The sequence below is a fragment of the Pseudomonas sp. LBUM1647 genome (assembly GCF_059716175.1).
Window position 1 is genome coordinate 3,607,260 of the sequence record NZ_CP166809.1, and the last position, 17,072, is coordinate 3,624,331.

Here is a 17,072-nt window from a genome sequence, read left to right on the forward strand (position 1 = left end):
CCGGTTCCGGCCCCTTTTTCACTGCGCCAATGGCGCGATTGCGTTGTCCAAAACATTTACAAATAACAATAATTCTCGTTAATCGCTAAATCCCTTCTTCCCTCTTCGTCTTTGAACAAACGGAATTTTTTCCCTCGAAGACAAGGAGTCGGCTGCGATGTTCGCGCCTATCACCCGTTCCATGACCTTTACCCTGGGCCTGTGCAGTGCCGCCCTGTGCCCCGATCTACTGGCCGAAACCAGCCCTGATCAAGAACCCGGCCGCACCCTCGAACTGGGCGCCACCAATGTGACCGCCCAAGGTTTGGGCAGTACCACCGAAAACACCGAGTCGTACACCACCGGTGCCATGAGTACCGCCACGCGCTTGAACCTGTCGATCAAGGAAACGCCGCAATCGGTGTCCGTGGTCACGCGCCAGCAAATGGACGATTTCAAACTCGGTACGCTTTCCGAAGCCATGGGCCAGACCACCGGCGTGGTGGTTCAGCACAACGATTCGGATCGGGTCAGTTATTCGTCCCGGGGTTACACGATCAGAAATTTCCAGGTCGATGGCATGCTGAACACCTTCAGCTACATGAAGTCCGACTCGGACACCATCATCTACGACCGCATCGAAGTGGTTCGTGGCGCGACCGGCCTGACCACGGGCGCGGGCGATCCTTCGGCCACCATCAACATGGTGCGCAAACGGCCAACGGCGCAGTGGGAAGTCCAGACCGGTGTCAGCGGTGGTAGTTATGACGACTACTACAGCTATCTGGATGTCGGAGGTCCATTGGCTTTCGACGGACGCTTGCGCGGACGCAGCGTGCTGGCCTATCGCGACAGCCATTCGTACAGGGACAAATATCAGCAGCAACGGGAAGTCGGCTACGGGATTCTTGAAGCCGATTTGACCGATGACACCGTATTGGCCGTGGGTTACGACTATCAGAACAAACACGTCCAGGGCTCCTCCTATGGCACCACGCCCTATTGGAACTCTGACGGAGGCAAAGCGAACCTGGGACGCTCCACCAACATGGCCACGTCCTGGAGTTCCTGGCCGTTAAAGGACAAGACAGCGTTCGCCACTCTGGACCAACAACTGGGCGCCGGCTGGCACTTCAAAGCGGCCTACACGCACCGCGAAAGCGATACGGACGGCAAGTTGTATTACGGCGGTGGCGGCTTCCCGAATGAGGACCGCAGTGGCATGAGCGCCTACTTGGGCCACATGCTCGGGACGCAGAAAATGAAGGCTTACGACTTTAACGTGGCGGGCTCCTACTCGCTGTTCGGGCGGGAACACGAAATGATGTTCGGGTATGGCGAAGCCGAACGCAGTGAAGAAAGCCCCTATCTGGTTGAGGGCGCGCAGCCGTCGGGTTACTTGAACATCCCCGACTGGAAGTACATGGGCGGCATCGCCAAGTATTCCGACACCGTCACCCACCTTTCAGGTTCAAAAAACAATACCCGCCAGAAGGCTGGCTATCTGGCCACTCGCCTGAGCGTGACGGATGACCTGCACGCTGTGCTCGGCAGTCGTTATGGCAGTTGGAAAGCGTCGAGCAGGACCAACAGCTACGACGACAACCTGCAGCTGAGCAGCGTCGATGCTACCCGCCAGCAACACAACGACATCTGGACGCCTTACGCCGGCCTGCTTTACGACCTCACGCCCGAATACACCGTGTATGTCAGCTATACCGACATTTTCAATCCGCAGTCCAACCGCGACAGCAATCGCAAATACCTCGAGCCGGTGGTGGGCAGCAACTATGAACTGGGACTCAAGGGCAGCCTGCTTGAAGAACGTCTGAACCTCGCCACCGCGCTGTTCTGGAGCAAACAGGACAACGTTGCCGAACGCGACGATTCGGTGCCACCGGACCCGGTGACCGGTGAGGAGTTCTTCAAATCAGGCGGTAAAGGCAACAAGGTTCAGGGCTTCGAAGCCGAGGTCTCGGGCGAGGTCATGGCCGGCTGGAACATGACGGCCGGTTACACCTATACCCACTCCGCCAATGGCGAGAAGAAACGCGCCAATACCAACCAGCCGCTGAATATGTTCCGGCTCTCCACGGCCTATCACCTGCCCGGCGACTGGCAGGCACTCACCGTGGGTGGCGCGGTGAACTGGCAGAGCGACGTCTTTGGCAACTCCAAACGCCCGGTCGGGCGCAACGCCGATGGCACGCTGATCACCGAAAGCGCGAAGATCCGGCAGGAGGCCTACACCGTGGTCAAACTGATGTCACGTTATGAGTTCGACAAGCACCTGTCCGCCTCGCTGAACGTCGATAACCTGTTCGACAAGAAGTATTACGACAACGTCGGGTTCTATAACGGTGTGTTCTGGGGTGACCCGCGCACGGTGACCCTGAGCCTGGACTGGAAGCTCTAGGCGCAGGTAATTCCCATTTAACGGAATCGGCGGATAATGTCCCTTCGACATTGCTTCATGGACGAAAGGACCCGACAACTCGTAGTGGGGCACACCATGAAACGTACAACCATGATCCTCGCCGGCCTGATGATGTTCAGTTCAACAGCTGCATTTGCCGAAGGTGGCGCTGAACGCATGCGGTATTACTTTGAGAGCCTGCGGCTCAGCCAAGAGGCGAATCAAAGTAACGCCAGCAACACCACTGAAATCAGAGTTCCTGACGATCAAACCGCGCAAGTGACAGAGCACTACAAACCGTAACGACAAAGGGCGTCCTGATGGACGCCCTTTTTCTTTGCTCGTAATACCTTAAAGCGCCTTGGTCCAGAACAGCATCCGACCGTGCGCCGGGTCGAACATGCCTGCGGCAAAACCAAACTTGCCATAGGAAGCCTGGGCGACAGCATTACCTTCCAGCACCTCCAGTGTGATTTTGCAGCAGCCGCGCTGGCGGGCGATGTCCTCGACCTTTTGCAGCATCTTCTGGCTCAACCCCAAGCCGCGAAACTTCTTCACCACCATCACATCGTGCACGTTGACCAACGGTCGACAGGCGAAGGTCGAAAAACCTTCAAAGCAATTGACCAGCCCGGCCGGCTCGCCACCGACGAAGGCCAGAACGCTGAAAGCGTGGGGACGTTTGGCCAGTTCCGCCGGCAGTTGCTTCAACAAGTCGGCGGGCAACGAGTGGCCGCCGCCCATCGGGTCTTCGGCGTAAGCATTCAGCACCAGCCCAATAGCCTCGGCATGCACCGAATTGGTGTAACTGGCCTGAAGCACAAGAATTTCTGCGGATTCCATTTCCACCCTCGTTCACACATTAAGTTGCCCCAGTGCATCTCGCACTGAAGGGCCGACCGACAATATCGCGGGCACAGCCGTGTCGACAACCCGATCCTGCTGTAATTTTTCGCTCAAGCGCCCCAGATCAGCGCCTCGGTCCACCCCAGCTCGGCAAAATCCTCAGCCCTCAAGCCTGACTCCCCGGCACAGAAAAACTCGTCCAGTTGCGGCGGTTTGACCGAGGTACCACTGAGCATGGCGTGAACCTGCCCGCGATGATGAATCTGGTGCTCGAACAGATGGGAGAGCATGCGTACGCGGCTCTCATGTTGCGGCGTGTCCCGGGCGATGGTCACGATCTTGCCGAGGTCGGCGTCGCGCATTTGCTCGCAATAGGCGATCAGTCGAAGGTCCACCAGCGCTTGTTCGCGCTTGAGGTCTACTGCGTGCGTAAACGGCTCGTCCTGATTGAAAAACACATAGCATTCAGGATGCGGGTCATCGCCGCGCAACTCCCGCTCCAGTGCATCCAGGTAAAACCAGTCGCAGGTCAGGATGTGATTGAGGGTGGCGCGCAGACTTGGAAAGAAACTGACCCGCGGTGCCGCCAGATCGGCCGGGCTCAACTGGCTCCAGGCCTTGGCGAGTCGATGATTGGCCCAGGCGTTTTGATAGGCCATGGTCAGCAAATGGTGCGACAAAGGCTGATTCATGTTCGCGGCTCCTTGTTCAAGCTTCGGCGAAACGTTGCAGCTGCATTTCCTGTAAACGGCTGAGTGTGCGGCGGAACGGAAACTCCAGATAACCTTCGGTGTACAACGATTCCATGGGCACCTGCGCTTCGAGGCACAGCGACACCTTGCGGTCGTAGCACTCGTCCACCAGGGCGATGAAACGCCGTACACCGTCGTCATGCACCGACAATTGCGGCAACTCGCGATCGCCCGCCACCACCCGTTCGACGCCGTCTTCAGTGCCTCGGGCGATGCGCCCTTCGCGCTTTTGCGCGCTGAGGTTGGGCACGTCACTCAACAGAATAGCGCTGAAGGTGTCGCACAGGGCGATGAAATCCATGGCGGCAAAAGGCTGTTCACAGAGGTCGGCGTAACGAGTCCAGAGTACGGTTGGACTGGCCTGCACGACATTGAGTGAGCGGTAGCCCACCTTGATCGGGTCACTGGACACCGACTGGCCGAAGGTCAATGCCTCGAACACTTCCCCCAGAGCGCTGGGTTGTCCCGGTGCCGCCACCCAGTAACGTTGCAAACCTTTGCCTGGGTGCAGGCGATGATCTTCGCCGCCATCCACCGCAATCACCTGCATGTGCTGCTTGATGGCTTCGATGGCAGGCACGAACCGGTCGCGGTTGAAGCCATCAGCGTACAGCTGATCCGGAGGCTGATTGGAGGTGCAGACCACCACCACGCCCTGCTCGAACATCACCTGAAATAAACGCCCGAGAATGATGGCGTCGCCAATGTCGTTGACGAACAGTTCGTCAAAGCACAGGACCCGCACTTCCTCGCTCAGTTCGCGAGCCAGCGCCTTCAACGGGTCGGCGGTGCCGGTCAGCTGAAACGAACGCTGATGCACCCAGCCCATAAAGTGGTGAAAGTGTTGGCGGCGGGCCGGGACCTTCAGGCTTTGGTAAAACTGGTCCATCAACCAGGTCTTGCCGCGCCCGACCGGGCCCCAGAGGTACACGCCAGTGATCGGCGTGCGCCCTTCATGCAGCGCTTCGTAGCATTTCTGTAGCGCCCACACGGCATGTTCCTGGGCTTCGTCCTGGACGAAGCCCTTCTGTTCGATGGCGTGTTGCCAGGCGCTTAAGGGGGAGTCGACATTCATGCGCGGCAGTATGCCACGTGGTCTGGTTAGAGCGAGATGTCTAGCCGGGCGATCTTGCCCTGTTCATTCAGGCGAAACATGTAGCGCAATTCCAGAGGGCTGCCGGGAAACGTTCCGGAGATCAGGTTATGCACCAGCACCTTGCCGGTGCGCAATTGCACGTCGAGCACTTCGACCCGTGGCTGGTAACGCTGGGCGGTGTCTTGCATCCATTGCGCGATGGCCTGGGTGCCGACCTGGTGCTGGCCTTCATCGAACACGTTGGCATCCTCAGCGAAAAAACTGGCGACCCGCGAGGTGTCGCGGGCATTGGCGGCAGCAATGTAGGCGACGATGGCGGGTGCCAGTGAAGAGGCGGGAGTGGACATGGTTACGGCTCCTTGTTTGTTGATTCTGGAGCCATGCTAAAACAAGCCTGTGTCAGTTCTTGTCAGGAGTGAAACGCCCGGATTCATCCAGTTGCATCTGCTTGCGCCAGGTGCGCAGCAGGTCGCTGCGTCGCCCCGGATAACGCTCGCCCTGCTCGCTGGCGGCCGAGATCCGGTCGGTGCGAAAGGTGCGATAGGCGCTGCGCAATTCACACCAGGCGACGATGATTCTCACCTCGTTCAGAAACCCAAGGGCCAGCGGCCAGATCAGCCGCTGGCTCGGCACCTGATGGGCGTCCGCATAATCAATGTGCAGCTTGGCCTGATCGCGGATGGCCTGGCGAAACACATTCAGTGGCACGGCGTTGGGCGCAAAACCATAACCGGGAGGCCCCGGCAACACCGTCGGGTTGCGTAATGCGTCCAGCGCTTCAGGCGCCAATACCGCCGCAATCTTGGCCAGCGCATCCGCCGCAGCCTTGCTCAACACCTCATCCCCGCGTTGATCCACATAGCGCAACCCCAGCACGATGGCTTCGGTTTCATCGGCGTTGAGCATCAACGGCGGCAGAAACAAACCGCTGCGCAGCACGTAACCGATCCCCGCTTCGCCGTAGATTGGCGCGCCAAGCGCGGTGAGCTCAGCGATGTCGCGGTATAGCGTGCGCTCGGAAATATCCAGTTCGCCGGCAAGCGTCGCCGCGGTCACCGGACGACTTTTGCCGCGCAGCACTTGCAACAAGGTCAATAAACGAGTGGTACGCGACACGATCGGCAGGCTCTGTCCGTAAAGTTGTCGGAGCTTAGCAGACGACCCTGTCAGAAAGTGGCAGTAGCAATGAGGCCGCTGGTCGCCCCTTCTCGTGTGAATGGAAAAGGACCTTGACGCCCCATATTACTCACATCATATTAAATACATGTTGTTAGACATCTATATATAACCCCAACGTCTTTCCCTTCAGGAGTCATCCCATGCACTACAAAGTCTTCGGCCGCAAAACCGGCTTGCGGGTCTCGGAACTGGCGCTGGGCGCCGGTAACTTCGGCACCGGCTGGGGCCATGGCGCCGAGCGCGACGAAGCCAAACGCATCTTTGATGGCTACCTGGAGGCCGGCGGCAATTTCATCGACACCGCCAACGGCTATCAGGCAGGCCAGTCGGAAGCCATGCTCGGCGAGTTCATCGCAGCGGAACGGGATCGCTTGGTCATCGCCACCAAATACACCCTGGGGACAACGCCGGCTGCGGGCATTTCCCACACCGGCAACAATCGCAAGAACATGGTGCGTGCCGTGGAAGAAAGCCTGAAACGACTCAACACCGACCACATCGACCTGTTCTGGGCCCACATGAGCGATGGCGTGACGCCGATGGAAGAGATCCTGCGCGGTTTCGACGATCTGGTGCGCGCCGGCAAAATTCATTACGCCGGGTTGTCGAACTTCCCGGCGTGGCGCATCGCTCGGGCCGATTTGCTGGCTGAGGTTCGTGGTTTCTCACCGATTGCGGCGATTCAGGTGGAATACAGCCTCGCCGAACGCACCGCCGAACGTGAACAGCTCCCGATGGCCGAAGCCTTGGGCCTGGCCGCTACATTATGGTCGCCGTTGGGTGGCGGGTTCCTCACCGGCAAGTACCGCACCAACGATGGCGACAACCGCGCCGCCAAACTCGGCATGCTGATCCACGCCGAGAAAAGCGCCCGTGAAACCGCCCTGCTCGACACCTTGCTGGCCGTCGCCGCAGAACTGGGCGCCAGCCCGACGCACGTGGCCATTGCCTGGCTGCGGGAAAAAGCCAAGCGTTCGACCACGGCACTGATTCCGATTCTCGGCTCACGCACACGTGAGCAACTGGATGCGACCTTGGGGGCGTTGAATGTGCAATTGAGTGCTGATCAACTGTCGCGGCTTGATGGGGTCAGCGTTGTGGCGATGGGCGTGCCCCATGAATCTATTGCCGGTTCGACGGCGCGATTTACCGGGGCTGAAACCCTGGATCTTCCAATCATTCCAGTGGCCTGACACAGATCGAAATGTGGGAGCGGCGGTGCGGCGATCCGACTTGCTCGCGAAAGCGGACTGACATTCAGCTTAAATGTTGAATGTTATGTCCCCTTCGCGAGCAAGCCCGCTCCCACATTTTTCTTGTGTGTTACCGGTCGACCTTATGTTTAGCCGCATACAAACACAGCATTTCCATCGCCAACGTCGCCGCCGCCAGTGAGGTAATGTCCGCACTGTCGTAGGCCGGCGCCACTTCCACGACGTCCATTCCCACCAGATTAATCCCCCGCAAGCCGCCCAGGATTTCCAGCGCCTGCACCGTGCTCAGGCCACCGCACACCGGCGTTCCGGTGCCCGGAGCAAAGGCCGGATCGAGGCAGTCGATGTCAAACGTAAGGTACACAGGGTTATCACCAACCCGCGCCCGAATGGCCTCGACGATCGCATCAACGCCACGTCGATGCACTTGCCGCGCATCCAGCACCTGAAAGCCCTGATGATCGTCATTGGTGGTGCGCAACCCAATCTGTACCGAACGCGACGGATCCACCAACCCTTCCTTGGCCGCGTGCCAGAACATCGTGCCGTGATCGACGCGCTTGCCATCTTCGTCCGGCCAGGTGTCGCTGTGGGCGTCGAAGTGGATCAACGACAGCGGACCATGTTTACGCGCATGGGCCTTGAGCAGCGGATACGTGATGAAGTGATCCCCGCCGAACGTCAGCATCGCGCTACCGGCGTTGAGAATGTGTTCGGCATGGGCTTCGATGCTTTCCGGCACCGACTGCGGTGTGCCGTAATCGAAGTCGCAATCGCCGTAGTCGATGACCGCCAGATGGTCGAACGGATCGAAGGCCCACGGCCAGTGGCGTTCCCAGGCAATCCCGGTGGACGCGGCACGAATGCCCCGTGGTCCAAATCGCGCACCGGGGCGGTTGCTGGTGGCGGTGTCGAACGGGACACCGCTGACCGCTACGTCGACGCCGCGCAAGTCGCGACTGTAGCGACGACGCATGAAACTGGTGATACCGGCGTAGGTACTTTCGGCGGCGGTGCCGTAGAGGCTGTCGCGGGTCATGGCCTGATCGTTTTGCATCGGGACGTCCATCTCAGGTTCCTTATTATTGGCGGCTACGGAAAGTGGTCCACAAGCGAGTGCGTTGACGCATGTCCTTGAGGCTCATGCTGCGATCGGCGTACAGCAGACCGCGAACGTCGGCGGGAGGGTAAATGTCCGGATCGGTACGCACGGCCTCATCCACCAGCGGCGTTGCTGCCTGATTGGCCGTGGCAAAGAACAGTGTGTTGGTCAGCGCCGCGACGGACTCCGGACGCAACATGAATTCAATGAACTGGCGTGCGGCTTCGGGATGAGGCGCGTCCTTGGGGATCGCCAGGTTGTCCTGCCACACGATCGTGCCTTCCTTAGGAATCCGGTAGGCGATTTCATGGGGTTTGTTGGCCTTGCGCGCCTGATCGGCGGCCATGCTCGCGTCACCGTTATAGGCCAGGGCCAGACAGACGCTGCCGTTGGCCAGATCGTTGATCTGCCGTCCGCTGGCGACGTACAACACGTTAGGCTGCAACTGATGCAGCAACGCTTGCGCCGCGTCCAGGTCGTTCTTGTCCGTGCTGTAGGGATCTTTACCCAGATAGTGCAACGCCAGACCGATCACCTCCTGCGGCGAGTCAATGATCGCGATCCCGCAGTCCTTCAGTTTGCTGGCGTACTCCGGTTTAAACAGCAGGTCCAGGCTGTTGAGCGGCACGTTCGGCAACCGTTTCTGCACCGCTTCGACATTCATCCCAAGCCCAAGCGTGCCCCAGGTATAGGGCACACCGTAGAGATTGCCCGGGTCGACGGCGGCGAGTTTTTCCAACAGATCCGGATCAAGGTTGGCGTAGCCCTTCAGGCCTTCGTGAGGAATGGCCTTCAGCGCACCGGCCGCCAACCCGCGTGCAAGAACACTGGACGACGGCACCACCACGTCATAACCGCTGCCACCGGTGAGCAGTTTGGTTTCGAGCACTTCCGGCGCATCGAACGTGTCGTAACGCACGTGGATGCCGGTTTCCTGCTCGAACCGCTGCAAGGTTTCCGGCGCCACGTAATCGGCCCAACTGTAGAGATTGACGACTTTTTCCTCGGCCTGAGCCGATACGGCCATGGCGAGGACCAGCGCGGGGAAACACAGCTTGAACATGGGAGCCATGACGGAACACCTGACCAGAGGAAGTGGATGCAGCATGCGTCGTCGTATACATTGGAAAAATACCAAGTTAGTTATCCTGACTTTATCCAGGAGTAATGTTTGATGCTCGGCCAACTCCATGATCTCGATCTGCAACTGCTGCGCCTGTTCGTCAACGTGGTGGAGTGCGGCGGCTTCAGCGCGGCTCAAGGTGAGCTGGGCTTGAGCCAGTCGAGCATCAGCCAGCAAATGGCCAAACTGGAAACCCGACTCGGCTATCGCCTGTGCAGTCGTGGTAAGGGTGGTTTCAAGATCACACCCAAGGGCGAGCAACTGCTCAGTGCGACTCGCAGCCTGTTCGAGTCCATCGAAGCCTTCCGCCATCAATCCAATGGTGTTGCCGGACGCTTGATCGGCGAAGTTCGACTGGGGCTGTCCGAAGCACTCGATCAATCCGTGTTGCAACGGGTGGCCGATGCAATCCGGCGCTTTCGTGAACGGGACGAATCGGTACGCATCGAATTGATCAGCGCCATGCCCGGCGAAATGGAACGGTTGCTGCTGCAACAACGACTGGACCTAGCGATCGGCTATTTCTCACAAGTGCAAAGTGCTTTTGACTACCGCGAACTGTTTACCGAAACCCAGCACTTGTATTGCGCCTCTGGCCATCCGCTGTTCACCCATGATGCGCCTGACGATCAAGCGCTACAGGCTTGCGATCGGGTCGATCATCCTTACCGCTTCCTGCGCAGCGACGAGCCCTTCCAGGGGAAGATGTGTTCGGCGCGCTCAGAGCAAGTCGAAGGCACCCTCGCCTTCATTCTTTCCGGCAAGCATGTCGGTTATTTGCCCAGCCACTTTGCCCGTAGCTGGGAGGACAAAGGATTGCTGCGGGCTGTGCGCCGTGCCGATATGAGTTTCGACGTGGCGTTCCATCTGGCCCGCCATCGCGCCCAGGTGCCGGGGGATGCGCAAAAGGCCTTTGAAGAGGATTTGCTCACCGCGTTTGTCTGAAGCCCCAGAACAGTTTTTGTGGCGAGGGGGCTCGTCGGAACGCCGCACCGCCCCGTTCGACTGCGAAGCAGTCGCAAGATCAGCTGAAAAGTTTTGCCTGAAGGAATGCCGGGGGCAAGCCCCCTCGCCACAGGTTCCGTGTACACCGCAGTTGTATCGTTTGCCCTTGATGCCCGCTGCTGGCATCCTGCGCCTCCATTTTTTGACCCGGCCCGCCTTCTGGCATGCACACCACCATGACCGCCTCTGAAAAAGCCCCTGCCCCGCGCAATAACGACCTGATTTACGGCCTCGACGATCGCCCGCATCTGACCGCCACCGTCTTCGCCGCCCTGCAACACGTGCTCGCCAGTTTCGTCGGCATTATCACCCCGACCCTGATCATGGGGGGCGCTCTCGGCCTGCAAAGCGAAGTACCGTACCTGATCAGCATGGCGCTGTTCGTCTCGGGACTGGGCACGTTTGTTCAGGCACGACGTTTCGGCCCGATCGGTTCCGGCCTGCTGTGTCTGCAAGGCACCAGCTTCTCATTCATCAGCGTGATTCTCAGTGCCGGTTTCATGGTCAAGGCCCGGGGTGGCGGCACCGATGAGATCCTGTCGACGATCTTCGGTGTGTGCTTTTTCGCCGCCTTCATCGAAGTGGTGTTGAGCCAGTTCATCGGCAAATTGCGGATGCTGATCACCCCGGTGGTGACCGGCACGATCATCACGCTGATGGGCCTGTCGCTGATCAAAGTCGCCATGACCGACATCGCCGGCGGCTTCGGTGCGGCGGACCTCGGCGCGGCCAGTCACCTGGCCCTGGCGGCCCTGGTGCTCGGAACGATTGTGGTGTTGAACCGCGTCGATGTGCCGTTCCTGCGCCTCGGTGCGATCGTCATCGGCCTGACCCTCGGCTATCTCGTGGCCTGGCTGATGGGTGACGTCAATTTCGCCAGCCTGCCCGACGTACCGCTGATGAGCGTACCGGTGCCGTTCAAGTACGGTTTTAACTTCGATTGGGTGGCGTTTGTACCGGTGGCGGTAATTTTCCTGGTGTCGCCGCTGGAAGCCGCCGGTGACTTGACCGCCAACTCGATGATTTCCCGGCAGCCAGTCAAAGGCCCGATCTACATTCGCCGGATCAAGTCAGGGCTGCTCGCCGACGGCCTCAATTCGGCCATGGCCGCCGTGTTCAACAGCATGCCGATGGTGACCTTCGCCCAGAACAACGGCGTGATTCAGCTCACCGGCGTGGCCAGCCGCTACGTGGCGTTCTTCATTGCCGGTTTGTTGGTGGTGCTGGGGTTGTTCCCGATGATCGGCGCGGTGCTGCAACTGATGCCCAAACCGGTACTCGGTGGCGCTGAACTGGTGATGTTCGGCACCGTCGCCGTCGCTGGGATCAAGATCCTCGCCGAAGCCGGCCTGCATCGGCGCAACATGCTGATCGTGTCGATTTCGCTCGGCATGGGCCTGGGTGTCGCGGCGGTTCCGGAAGTGCTGCGCGAGTTGCCGAAGGCGCTGCACAACATCTTCGAATCGCCGATCACCGTCGGCGCGTTGTGCGCTATCGTGCTGAATATCTTCCTGCCCGAAGAGTTCATTGAACTGGAAGAAGACGATTTCGATCCGGAAGCCTCGATCCTGCGAGTCATGGAAAACCCGGATGTCCCGGCCAAGGGTGAACCCGTCTCGCCTGCCGCTGTCGCACCCTTGAACCGCTAGAAAATGCTCGAGGCCGAGCCACTGGCGGTTCGGCCTTTTCTTTAAGAGAGCATGTCCATGCGCAGTGTCCACGCCATTATTCTTTCCCTTCTTTTACTTTCCCTGAGCGCCTGTGCCCTGTTTCCCAATCGCGACCCGTTAAACATCAACGTCGTTGGCATCGAGCCGCTGCAAAGCCAGGACATGGAAGTACGCTTTGCCGTGAAAATACGCGTGCAAAATCCCAACGAGACCACCATCAATTACAACGGCGTCGCCCTCGACCTGGAAGTCAACGGCCAGCCACTCGCCTCTGGCGTCAGCGGTCAATCGGGCTCGATTGCACGCTTTTCCGAAACCGTGCTGACCGTGCCGGTGAGTGTTTCGGCGTTCTCCGTGTTGCGCCAGACCCTGGGCCTGAGCAAAACCCAAACACTCGACAACCTGCCCTACGTCCTGCGCGGCAAACTCGCGGGCGGCTTGTTCGGCACGATGCGTTTCGTGGACAGTGGCAAACTCAGCCTGCCAACATCGACGACCGGCACCTGGTAAGGGCAAGCCCTCTCCTACAAGGAACCGGTCACTCACCTCGTGCACGACACCCATCAAATGTGGGAGCGAGCCGGCTCCGGGCGGCGTTCCGACGAAAGCGGTCTACCAGTCGACATCGATGCTGAATGTGCCGGCCTCTTCGCGAGCAGGCTCGCTCCCACAGTAGTTATGTATTGAAACGCACGCCAGGCTTGGCCCGCTCATCCACCGTCAACTCAAACACGTCCGGGCGCGCGTAGTGCCCCACCACGTCGTAGTCGTAACGGGCGCGGACCAAGTCATCGGTGTCGATTTCTGCGGTGAGCAAACCGGAGCTGTCACGCAGCGGCCCTGCCAGAATGTCGCCCATCGGCCCGACGATCACGCTGCCACCGGCAATCAACGGCCGGTCCGCCGGCCAGTTGGCGATCTCCACGCCCAAGGCGTGCGGTGAATCCTGAACCTGACAGGCGCTGACCACAAAACAGCGTCCTTCGTGGGCGATATGGCGCATGCTGACCTGCCACATTTCCCGCTCGTCCACCGTTGGCGCGCACCAAACCTCCACGCCTTTGGCGTACATCGCGGTGCGCAGCAGCGGCATCATGTTTTCCCAACACACCACCGCGCCGATCCGCCCGACCTGACTGTCGATCACCGGCAACGTCGAGCCATCGCCTTTGCCCCAGATCAACCGCTCGGTGCCGGTAGGCATCAGTTTGCGGTGCTTGGCGACCAGCCCGGCCTGCGGATCGAAATACAACGCGGTGCAGTACAACGTGCTGCCGGCGCGTTCAATGACACCGATCACCAGGTTGGCGCCGGTGCGCGCTGACAACCCGGCCAACGCTTCGGTTTCCACGCCGGGCACGTCGATCGCATTGGCGAAATACCGGGCAAAGGCTTCACGCCCTTCCGGCAGTCGATAACCCAGCTGAGTGCCAAAGCCTTCGCCTTTGGGGTAACCGCCGAGCAACGCTTCCGGCATGACCACCAGCGCAGCGCCGGATTCGATAATGGCGTTTTCCCAAGAAAGGATCTGTTCCAGGGTCTCGGCCTTGCCACCGGGCAAGGCGCCGATTTGCAGTGCGGCAACGATTGACTTGGGCATCGCAGTAACTCCGAAAGCAATGAGGTGTTGCTCATTCTCCGGCGCCACGGGATCATGAATAAAGCCCCGTTTACTGCTAAATGATATGAACCAAATGAATATCGCCACCGTTGATCTCAACCTGCTGAAAGTCTTCGAAGCGCTCCACGAGGAGTCCAGCGCCAGCCGGGCCGCGTTGCGTCTGGGCGTGACGCAATCGGCGGTCAGCGCGGCACTGCGAAGGCTTCGCGAGGTGTATGGCGATCAGTTATTCGTGCGCACCGGCCGCGGACTCGCGCCCACGCTCAAGGCCAACCAGTTGAAACCGGTGATTAGCGATGCCCTGAACAAATGCCGGCAGAGCCTGGCGATGGTCGATCCGGCCGCCCACCATTACGACGGGCGCTCGGTGACCGTGGGTATGTCCGATGATTTCGAAATCGCTTATGGGCGCCGCTTGATCGAGGAAATCGCCCGCGTCGCGCCGAAGCTGCGGCTGATTTTCCGTCAGACCCACAGTCAGATCGTCGCGCAAGCGTTGATGGAACGCAGCATTGATCTGGCGATCACCGCCGGTGGGTTTGCCGAGCGCTTGCTCAGCCGTCAGGTACTGGGAGAAGGCGGCTATCTGTGCCTGGCGGACCCGCTCAGCCTGGCCGAGGGACAGCAGACCCTCAGCCTTGATGAGTTCGTCGCCCGCGAGCACATTCTGGTGTCGTCGGGCGGCTTTATCGGGATCACCGATGAGGGGCTGGCGGCGCTGGGGTTGACTCGGCGGGTATGCGCTTCGACCACACACTTTGCCGCGTTGCCGCACTTGCTTAAGGGCAGTCAGGCCGTGGCGACCATCCCGGCCCATGCGGCCCAAAGTATTGCGGCGCTCAGCGGCCTGGCGCTGCTGCCCTGCCCTCTGGCGTTGCCGCGTTACCCGATCGAACTGGGCTGGCGCACCAGTACGCAGTTCGATCCGGTGGTGTTGAAAGTACGGGAAGCGATTGTCGCGAGTTTTGTGAGCGCGTAGGAGCTGCCGCAGGCTGCGATCTTTTGATCTTCGGCAATGTCGCAATTGCCAAACAGAGCAAAATCAAAAGATCGCAGCCTGCGGCAGCTCCTACGCGGGATTAGTGTCAGGTAGAAATTTATTTAGCAGCCATCAGGCGATTGACTTCACTGCGTACCATGTTCGCGAATTCCGGGGGCGACATAGCGTCAAGTTCAGCACGGACCCACTCGGCCCATTTGCCTTTGCGCTTGGCGCGTTCACCGAACAACCGCGCGGCTTCGCCCTTGGACTTGCCCAGGTTGCTTTGCCATAGATCGAACAGACGGGATTTCTCATCTTCCAGCGCAGCGCGCTCGGCAAGGGGTTTGTCGGCCAGATTGAAGCTCATGGGAGTTACCTGCTGCGTAAAATAGGCGACATCTTACACTGTAGGAAGAAATGTCCGACTCAGGATTTTTCGTCAGGGTTGGGTCAATGCGAAAATCCACTGCAACTTTTTCGCTGACGGCAGACTCCATTGTTCACTGTCCATTTATCTGCAAGGAGTACCTCAATGGCCCGGAAAACCGCTGCACAACTCGCCGAAGATCAAATCAAGGATCAGGCCTTCAGCGAACTTCAGGCTCTGATCGAAGAATCGGAAAAACTGCTGAAAAGCAGCGCCTCACTGGTGGGTGAGGAAGCGGACACACTTCGTGGGCAAATCGCTCAGAAACTTCAGCAGGCTCGGGACTCCGTCACCAGCGTTCGTGACCGGACCAAACCTGCGGTCGAAGCCACTGAAACCTACATCGGTGGTCATCCGTGGCAAACCGTGGCGATCTCTGCCGGTTTCGGCCTGGTGGTCGGGTTGTTGCTGGGGCGGCGTTAAGCGACCCCGTTTTAATCAGTACCCAGCAAAAAGGCGAGCACGCAGCTCGCCTTTTTCATGCCCGGCTTTTATGCAGACTGAGAGTATGCAGGACTCAGAGCCCGGCCAATGCCCGCAAACTCGCCAACGTCTGCGCGTCGAGCGGGATGCCATCGGTGCTGGCCTTGGCCCGCTGTTGGTGACGTCGGTCCCCCGGCAAACGCTTGAGCCCTACCCCGTGCATCTGCCGGACCAGTTCCTGACTGCGCTCGGCAAAATTCTGCCCGGCCGCCTTGCTCGGGTCGATCACGATCAACAGTTGGCCAGTCCACGGCGTCTTGGCCCCCGGATGGTTCGACCAATCGAACTCGAAGGAAAAATTGCCGCCGGTCAACGCCGCCGCCAACAGCTCGACCATCATCGACAGCGCCGAGCCTTTATGCCCGCCAAACGGCAGCAACGCGCCGCCCTCAAGAATCGCTTTCGGGTCCTGGGTCGGCTGGCCGAGACCGTCCACCCCCATGCCTGGCGGCAAACGCTCGCCCTTGCGCGCGGCGATCTGCACATCGCCATGGGCAATGGCGCTGGTCGCCAGGTCGAAGACAATCGGATCGCCGTCAGCCCGAGGAGCGGCGAAAGCAATCGGGTTGGTCCCGAACAGCGGACGATCGGCACCGTGCGGCACCACGCAGGTCATGCTGTTGACCACACTCAGCGCCACCAACCCTTCATAGGCGAAAGGCTCGACATCCGGCCACAAGGCTGCGAAATGGTGGGAGTTACGAATCGCCAGCACCGCAATGCCGGCACTGCGGGCTTTTTCCACCAACAAACCGCGTGCTGCGGCGAGGGCCGGTTGGGCGAAACCATTACCGGCGTCGACCCGGACAAAGCCCGAAGCCACGTCCTCGACCACCGGCACGGCCTGGCCATTGACCCAGCCGCTCTGGAGCGTCGACACGTAACCGGGAATGCGGAACACGCCATGGCTATGGGCGCCATCGCGTTCGGCGCCGGCGCAATTGAGGGCCAGTGTTCTGGCGACATCGGCGGAGGTGCCATGGCGCTGAAAAATCTGCTCAAGCAAAAGAACGAGCGCGTCGAAATCGAGCGTTTGAGTGTTCGAACTGACGGCCATTTCGGGTGTTGCGGTCATCTGAAGCTCCAGTTTTATTATTGGGTACGGGCAACAGGGTGAAGCGAGGTTGCAGGGCAACCCAAAACAGTTGTCGATTAAGCGCTGTTCTACCGGCGTCCT

18 protein-coding genes are annotated in these 17,072 nt (G+C 59.7%); 8 read left to right on the top strand and 10 right to left on the bottom strand.

The genetic code is table 11. The annotated features are described in order from the left end of the window. Positions 1-157: 157 nt before the first annotated feature. The gene (locus tag ACA059_RS16290) at positions 158-2,395 is read left to right on the top strand and encodes a TonB-dependent siderophore receptor (RefSeq protein ID WP_497630078.1); all 2,238 of its coding nucleotides are present in this window, start codon (positions 158-160) and stop codon (positions 2,393-2,395) included. A gap of 96 nt (positions 2,396-2,491) precedes the next feature. Next, positions 2,492-2,698 (top strand): hypothetical protein, encoded by a 207-nt coding sequence (locus tag ACA059_RS16295; RefSeq protein WP_497630079.1) that lies wholly within the window; start codon positions 2,492-2,494, stop codon positions 2,696-2,698. A 48-nt stretch (positions 2,699-2,746) separates the two neighbouring features. On the opposite strand, the gene ACA059_RS16300 is transcribed toward ACA059_RS16295, so the two are convergent. The 5 genes from ACA059_RS16300 to ACA059_RS16320 form a co-directional block, all read right to left on the bottom strand. Then, positions 2,747-3,238, bottom strand: coding sequence for a GNAT family N-acetyltransferase (locus tag ACA059_RS16300; protein ID WP_282479147.1), 492 nt, complete (start codon positions 3,236-3,238; stop codon positions 2,747-2,749). A 113-nt stretch (positions 3,239-3,351) separates the two neighbouring features. Then, positions 3,352-3,933: a DinB family protein gene (locus ACA059_RS16305; RefSeq protein ID WP_497630080.1), complete on the bottom strand. Its 582-nt coding sequence runs from the start codon at positions 3,931-3,933 to the stop codon at positions 3,352-3,354. Positions 3,934-3,949: 16 nt separating this feature from the next. Then, complete coding sequence (zapE, locus tag ACA059_RS16310; protein WP_497630081.1) at positions 3,950-5,068, bottom strand: cell division protein ZapE; 1,119 nt, start codon at positions 5,066-5,068, stop codon at positions 3,950-3,952. 26 nt (positions 5,069-5,094) lie between these two features. Continuing rightward, positions 5,095-5,436, bottom strand: coding sequence for a nuclear transport factor 2 family protein (locus ACA059_RS16315; RefSeq protein WP_497630082.1), 342 nt, complete (start codon positions 5,434-5,436; stop codon positions 5,095-5,097). A 52-nt stretch (positions 5,437-5,488) separates the two neighbouring features. After that, complete coding sequence (locus ACA059_RS16320; protein ID WP_497630083.1) at positions 5,489-6,205, bottom strand: helix-turn-helix transcriptional regulator; 717 nt, start codon at positions 6,203-6,205, stop codon at positions 5,489-5,491. Between the two features lie 203 nt (positions 6,206-6,408). Here ACA059_RS16320 and ACA059_RS16325 point away from each other — a divergent pair, with 203 nt between their 5' ends. Next, positions 6,409-7,461: an aldo/keto reductase gene (locus ACA059_RS16325; RefSeq protein ID WP_497630084.1), complete on the top strand. Its 1,053-nt coding sequence runs from the start codon at positions 6,409-6,411 to the stop codon at positions 7,459-7,461. Between the two features lie 130 nt (positions 7,462-7,591). Here ACA059_RS16325 and speB read toward each other — a convergent pair whose 3' ends face one another. Beyond that, complete coding sequence (speB, locus tag ACA059_RS16330) at positions 7,592-8,551, bottom strand: agmatinase (RefSeq protein WP_497630085.1); 960 nt, start codon at positions 8,549-8,551, stop codon at positions 7,592-7,594. 13 nt (positions 8,552-8,564) lie between these two features. Further along, the gene (locus tag ACA059_RS16335) at positions 8,565-9,656 is read right to left on the bottom strand and encodes a polyamine ABC transporter substrate-binding protein (protein WP_497630086.1); all 1,092 of its coding nucleotides are present in this window, start codon (positions 9,654-9,656) and stop codon (positions 8,565-8,567) included. A gap of 102 nt (positions 9,657-9,758) precedes the next feature. On the opposite strand from ACA059_RS16335, the gene ACA059_RS16340 reads away from it, so the two are divergent. The 3 genes from ACA059_RS16340 (at position 9,759) to ACA059_RS16350 (ending at position 12,892) form a co-directional block, all read left to right on the top strand. Further along, positions 9,759-10,652 carry a LysR family transcriptional regulator gene (locus ACA059_RS16340; protein ID WP_497630087.1) on the top strand — a complete coding sequence of 298 codons (894 nt, stop codon included), beginning with the start codon at positions 9,759-9,761 and terminating at the stop codon, positions 10,650-10,652. 236 nt (positions 10,653-10,888) lie between these two features. Next, positions 10,889-12,361: a nucleobase:cation symporter-2 family protein gene (locus tag ACA059_RS16345; RefSeq protein ID WP_497630088.1), complete on the top strand. Its 1,473-nt coding sequence runs from the start codon at positions 10,889-10,891 to the stop codon at positions 12,359-12,361. 57 nt (positions 12,362-12,418) lie between these two features. Beyond that, the gene (locus ACA059_RS16350) at positions 12,419-12,892 is read left to right on the top strand and encodes an LEA/WHy family protein (RefSeq protein WP_497630089.1); all 474 of its coding nucleotides are present in this window, start codon (positions 12,419-12,421) and stop codon (positions 12,890-12,892) included. A 166-nt stretch (positions 12,893-13,058) separates the two neighbouring features. On the opposite strand, the gene ACA059_RS16355 is transcribed toward ACA059_RS16350, so the two are convergent. Further along, positions 13,059-13,982 carry a carbon-nitrogen hydrolase family protein gene (locus tag ACA059_RS16355; protein ID WP_497630090.1) on the bottom strand — a complete coding sequence of 308 codons (924 nt, stop codon included), beginning with the start codon at positions 13,980-13,982 and terminating at the stop codon, positions 13,059-13,061. Positions 13,983-14,067: 85 nt separating this feature from the next. Here ACA059_RS16355 and ACA059_RS16360 point away from each other — a divergent pair, with 85 nt between their 5' ends. Continuing rightward, positions 14,068-14,982, top strand: coding sequence for a LysR family transcriptional regulator (locus ACA059_RS16360; RefSeq protein WP_497630091.1), 915 nt, complete (start codon positions 14,068-14,070; stop codon positions 14,980-14,982). Between the two features lie 118 nt (positions 14,983-15,100). Here the strand turns inward: ACA059_RS16360 and ACA059_RS16365 are convergent, their stop codons facing one another. Continuing rightward, positions 15,101-15,352, bottom strand: a complete 252-nt coding sequence (locus ACA059_RS16365; protein ID WP_010460650.1) for a hypothetical protein — start codon at positions 15,350-15,352, stop codon at positions 15,101-15,103. A gap of 165 nt (positions 15,353-15,517) precedes the next feature. Here ACA059_RS16365 and ACA059_RS16370 point away from each other — a divergent pair, with 165 nt between their 5' ends. After that, complete coding sequence (locus tag ACA059_RS16370) at positions 15,518-15,835, top strand: ElaB/YgaM/YqjD family protein (protein ID WP_497630092.1); 318 nt, start codon at positions 15,518-15,520, stop codon at positions 15,833-15,835. A 94-nt stretch (positions 15,836-15,929) separates the two neighbouring features. Here ACA059_RS16370 and ACA059_RS16375 read toward each other — a convergent pair whose 3' ends face one another. Further along, positions 15,930-16,970: an Ldh family oxidoreductase gene (locus ACA059_RS16375; RefSeq protein WP_497630093.1), complete on the bottom strand. Its 1,041-nt coding sequence runs from the start codon at positions 16,968-16,970 to the stop codon at positions 15,930-15,932. Between the last annotated feature and the right edge of the window lie 102 nt (positions 16,971-17,072).

Bases quoted from the DNA above. Each gene is read 5' to 3' on its own strand.
- ACA059_RS16345 (WP_497630088.1), top strand. From the start codon at position 10,889: ATGACCGCCTCTGAAAAAGCCCCTGCCCCGCGCAATAACGACCTGATT.
- ACA059_RS16350 (WP_497630089.1), top strand. From the start codon at position 12,419: ATGCGCAGTGTCCACGCCATTATTCTTTCCCTTCTTTTACTTTCCCTG.
- ACA059_RS16295 (WP_497630079.1), top strand. From the start codon at position 2,492: ATGAAACGTACAACCATGATCCTCGCCGGCCTGATGATGTTCAGTTCA.
- ACA059_RS16305 (WP_497630080.1), bottom strand. From the start codon at position 3,933: ATGAATCAGCCTTTGTCGCACCATTTGCTGACCATGGCCTATCAAAAC.
- ACA059_RS16340 (WP_497630087.1), top strand. From the start codon at position 9,759: ATGCTCGGCCAACTCCATGATCTCGATCTGCAACTGCTGCGCCTGTTC.
- ACA059_RS16365 (WP_010460650.1), bottom strand. From the start codon at position 15,352: ATGAGCTTCAATCTGGCCGACAAACCCCTTGCCGAGCGCGCTGCGCTG.
- ACA059_RS16300 (WP_282479147.1), bottom strand. From the start codon at position 3,238: ATGGAATCCGCAGAAATTCTTGTGCTTCAGGCCAGTTACACCAATTCG.
- ACA059_RS16360 (WP_497630091.1), top strand. From the start codon at position 14,068: ATGAACCAAATGAATATCGCCACCGTTGATCTCAACCTGCTGAAAGTC.
- zapE (WP_497630081.1), bottom strand. From the start codon at position 5,068: ATGAATGTCGACTCCCCCTTAAGCGCCTGGCAACACGCCATCGAACAG.
- ACA059_RS16290 (WP_497630078.1), top strand. From the start codon at position 158: ATGTTCGCGCCTATCACCCGTTCCATGACCTTTACCCTGGGCCTGTGC.
- speB (WP_497630085.1), bottom strand. From the start codon at position 8,551: ATGGACGTCCCGATGCAAAACGATCAGGCCATGACCCGCGACAGCCTC.
- ACA059_RS16335 (WP_497630086.1), bottom strand. From the start codon at position 9,656: ATGGCTCCCATGTTCAAGCTGTGTTTCCCCGCGCTGGTCCTCGCCATG.
- ACA059_RS16370 (WP_497630092.1), top strand. From the start codon at position 15,518: ATGGCCCGGAAAACCGCTGCACAACTCGCCGAAGATCAAATCAAGGAT.
- ACA059_RS16375 (WP_497630093.1), bottom strand. From the start codon at position 16,970: ATGACCGCAACACCCGAAATGGCCGTCAGTTCGAACACTCAAACGCTC.
- ACA059_RS16325 (WP_497630084.1), top strand. From the start codon at position 6,409: ATGCACTACAAAGTCTTCGGCCGCAAAACCGGCTTGCGGGTCTCGGAA.
- ACA059_RS16355 (WP_497630090.1), bottom strand. From the start codon at position 13,982: ATGCCCAAGTCAATCGTTGCCGCACTGCAAATCGGCGCCTTGCCCGGT.
- ACA059_RS16315 (WP_497630082.1), bottom strand. From the start codon at position 5,436: ATGTCCACTCCCGCCTCTTCACTGGCACCCGCCATCGTCGCCTACATT.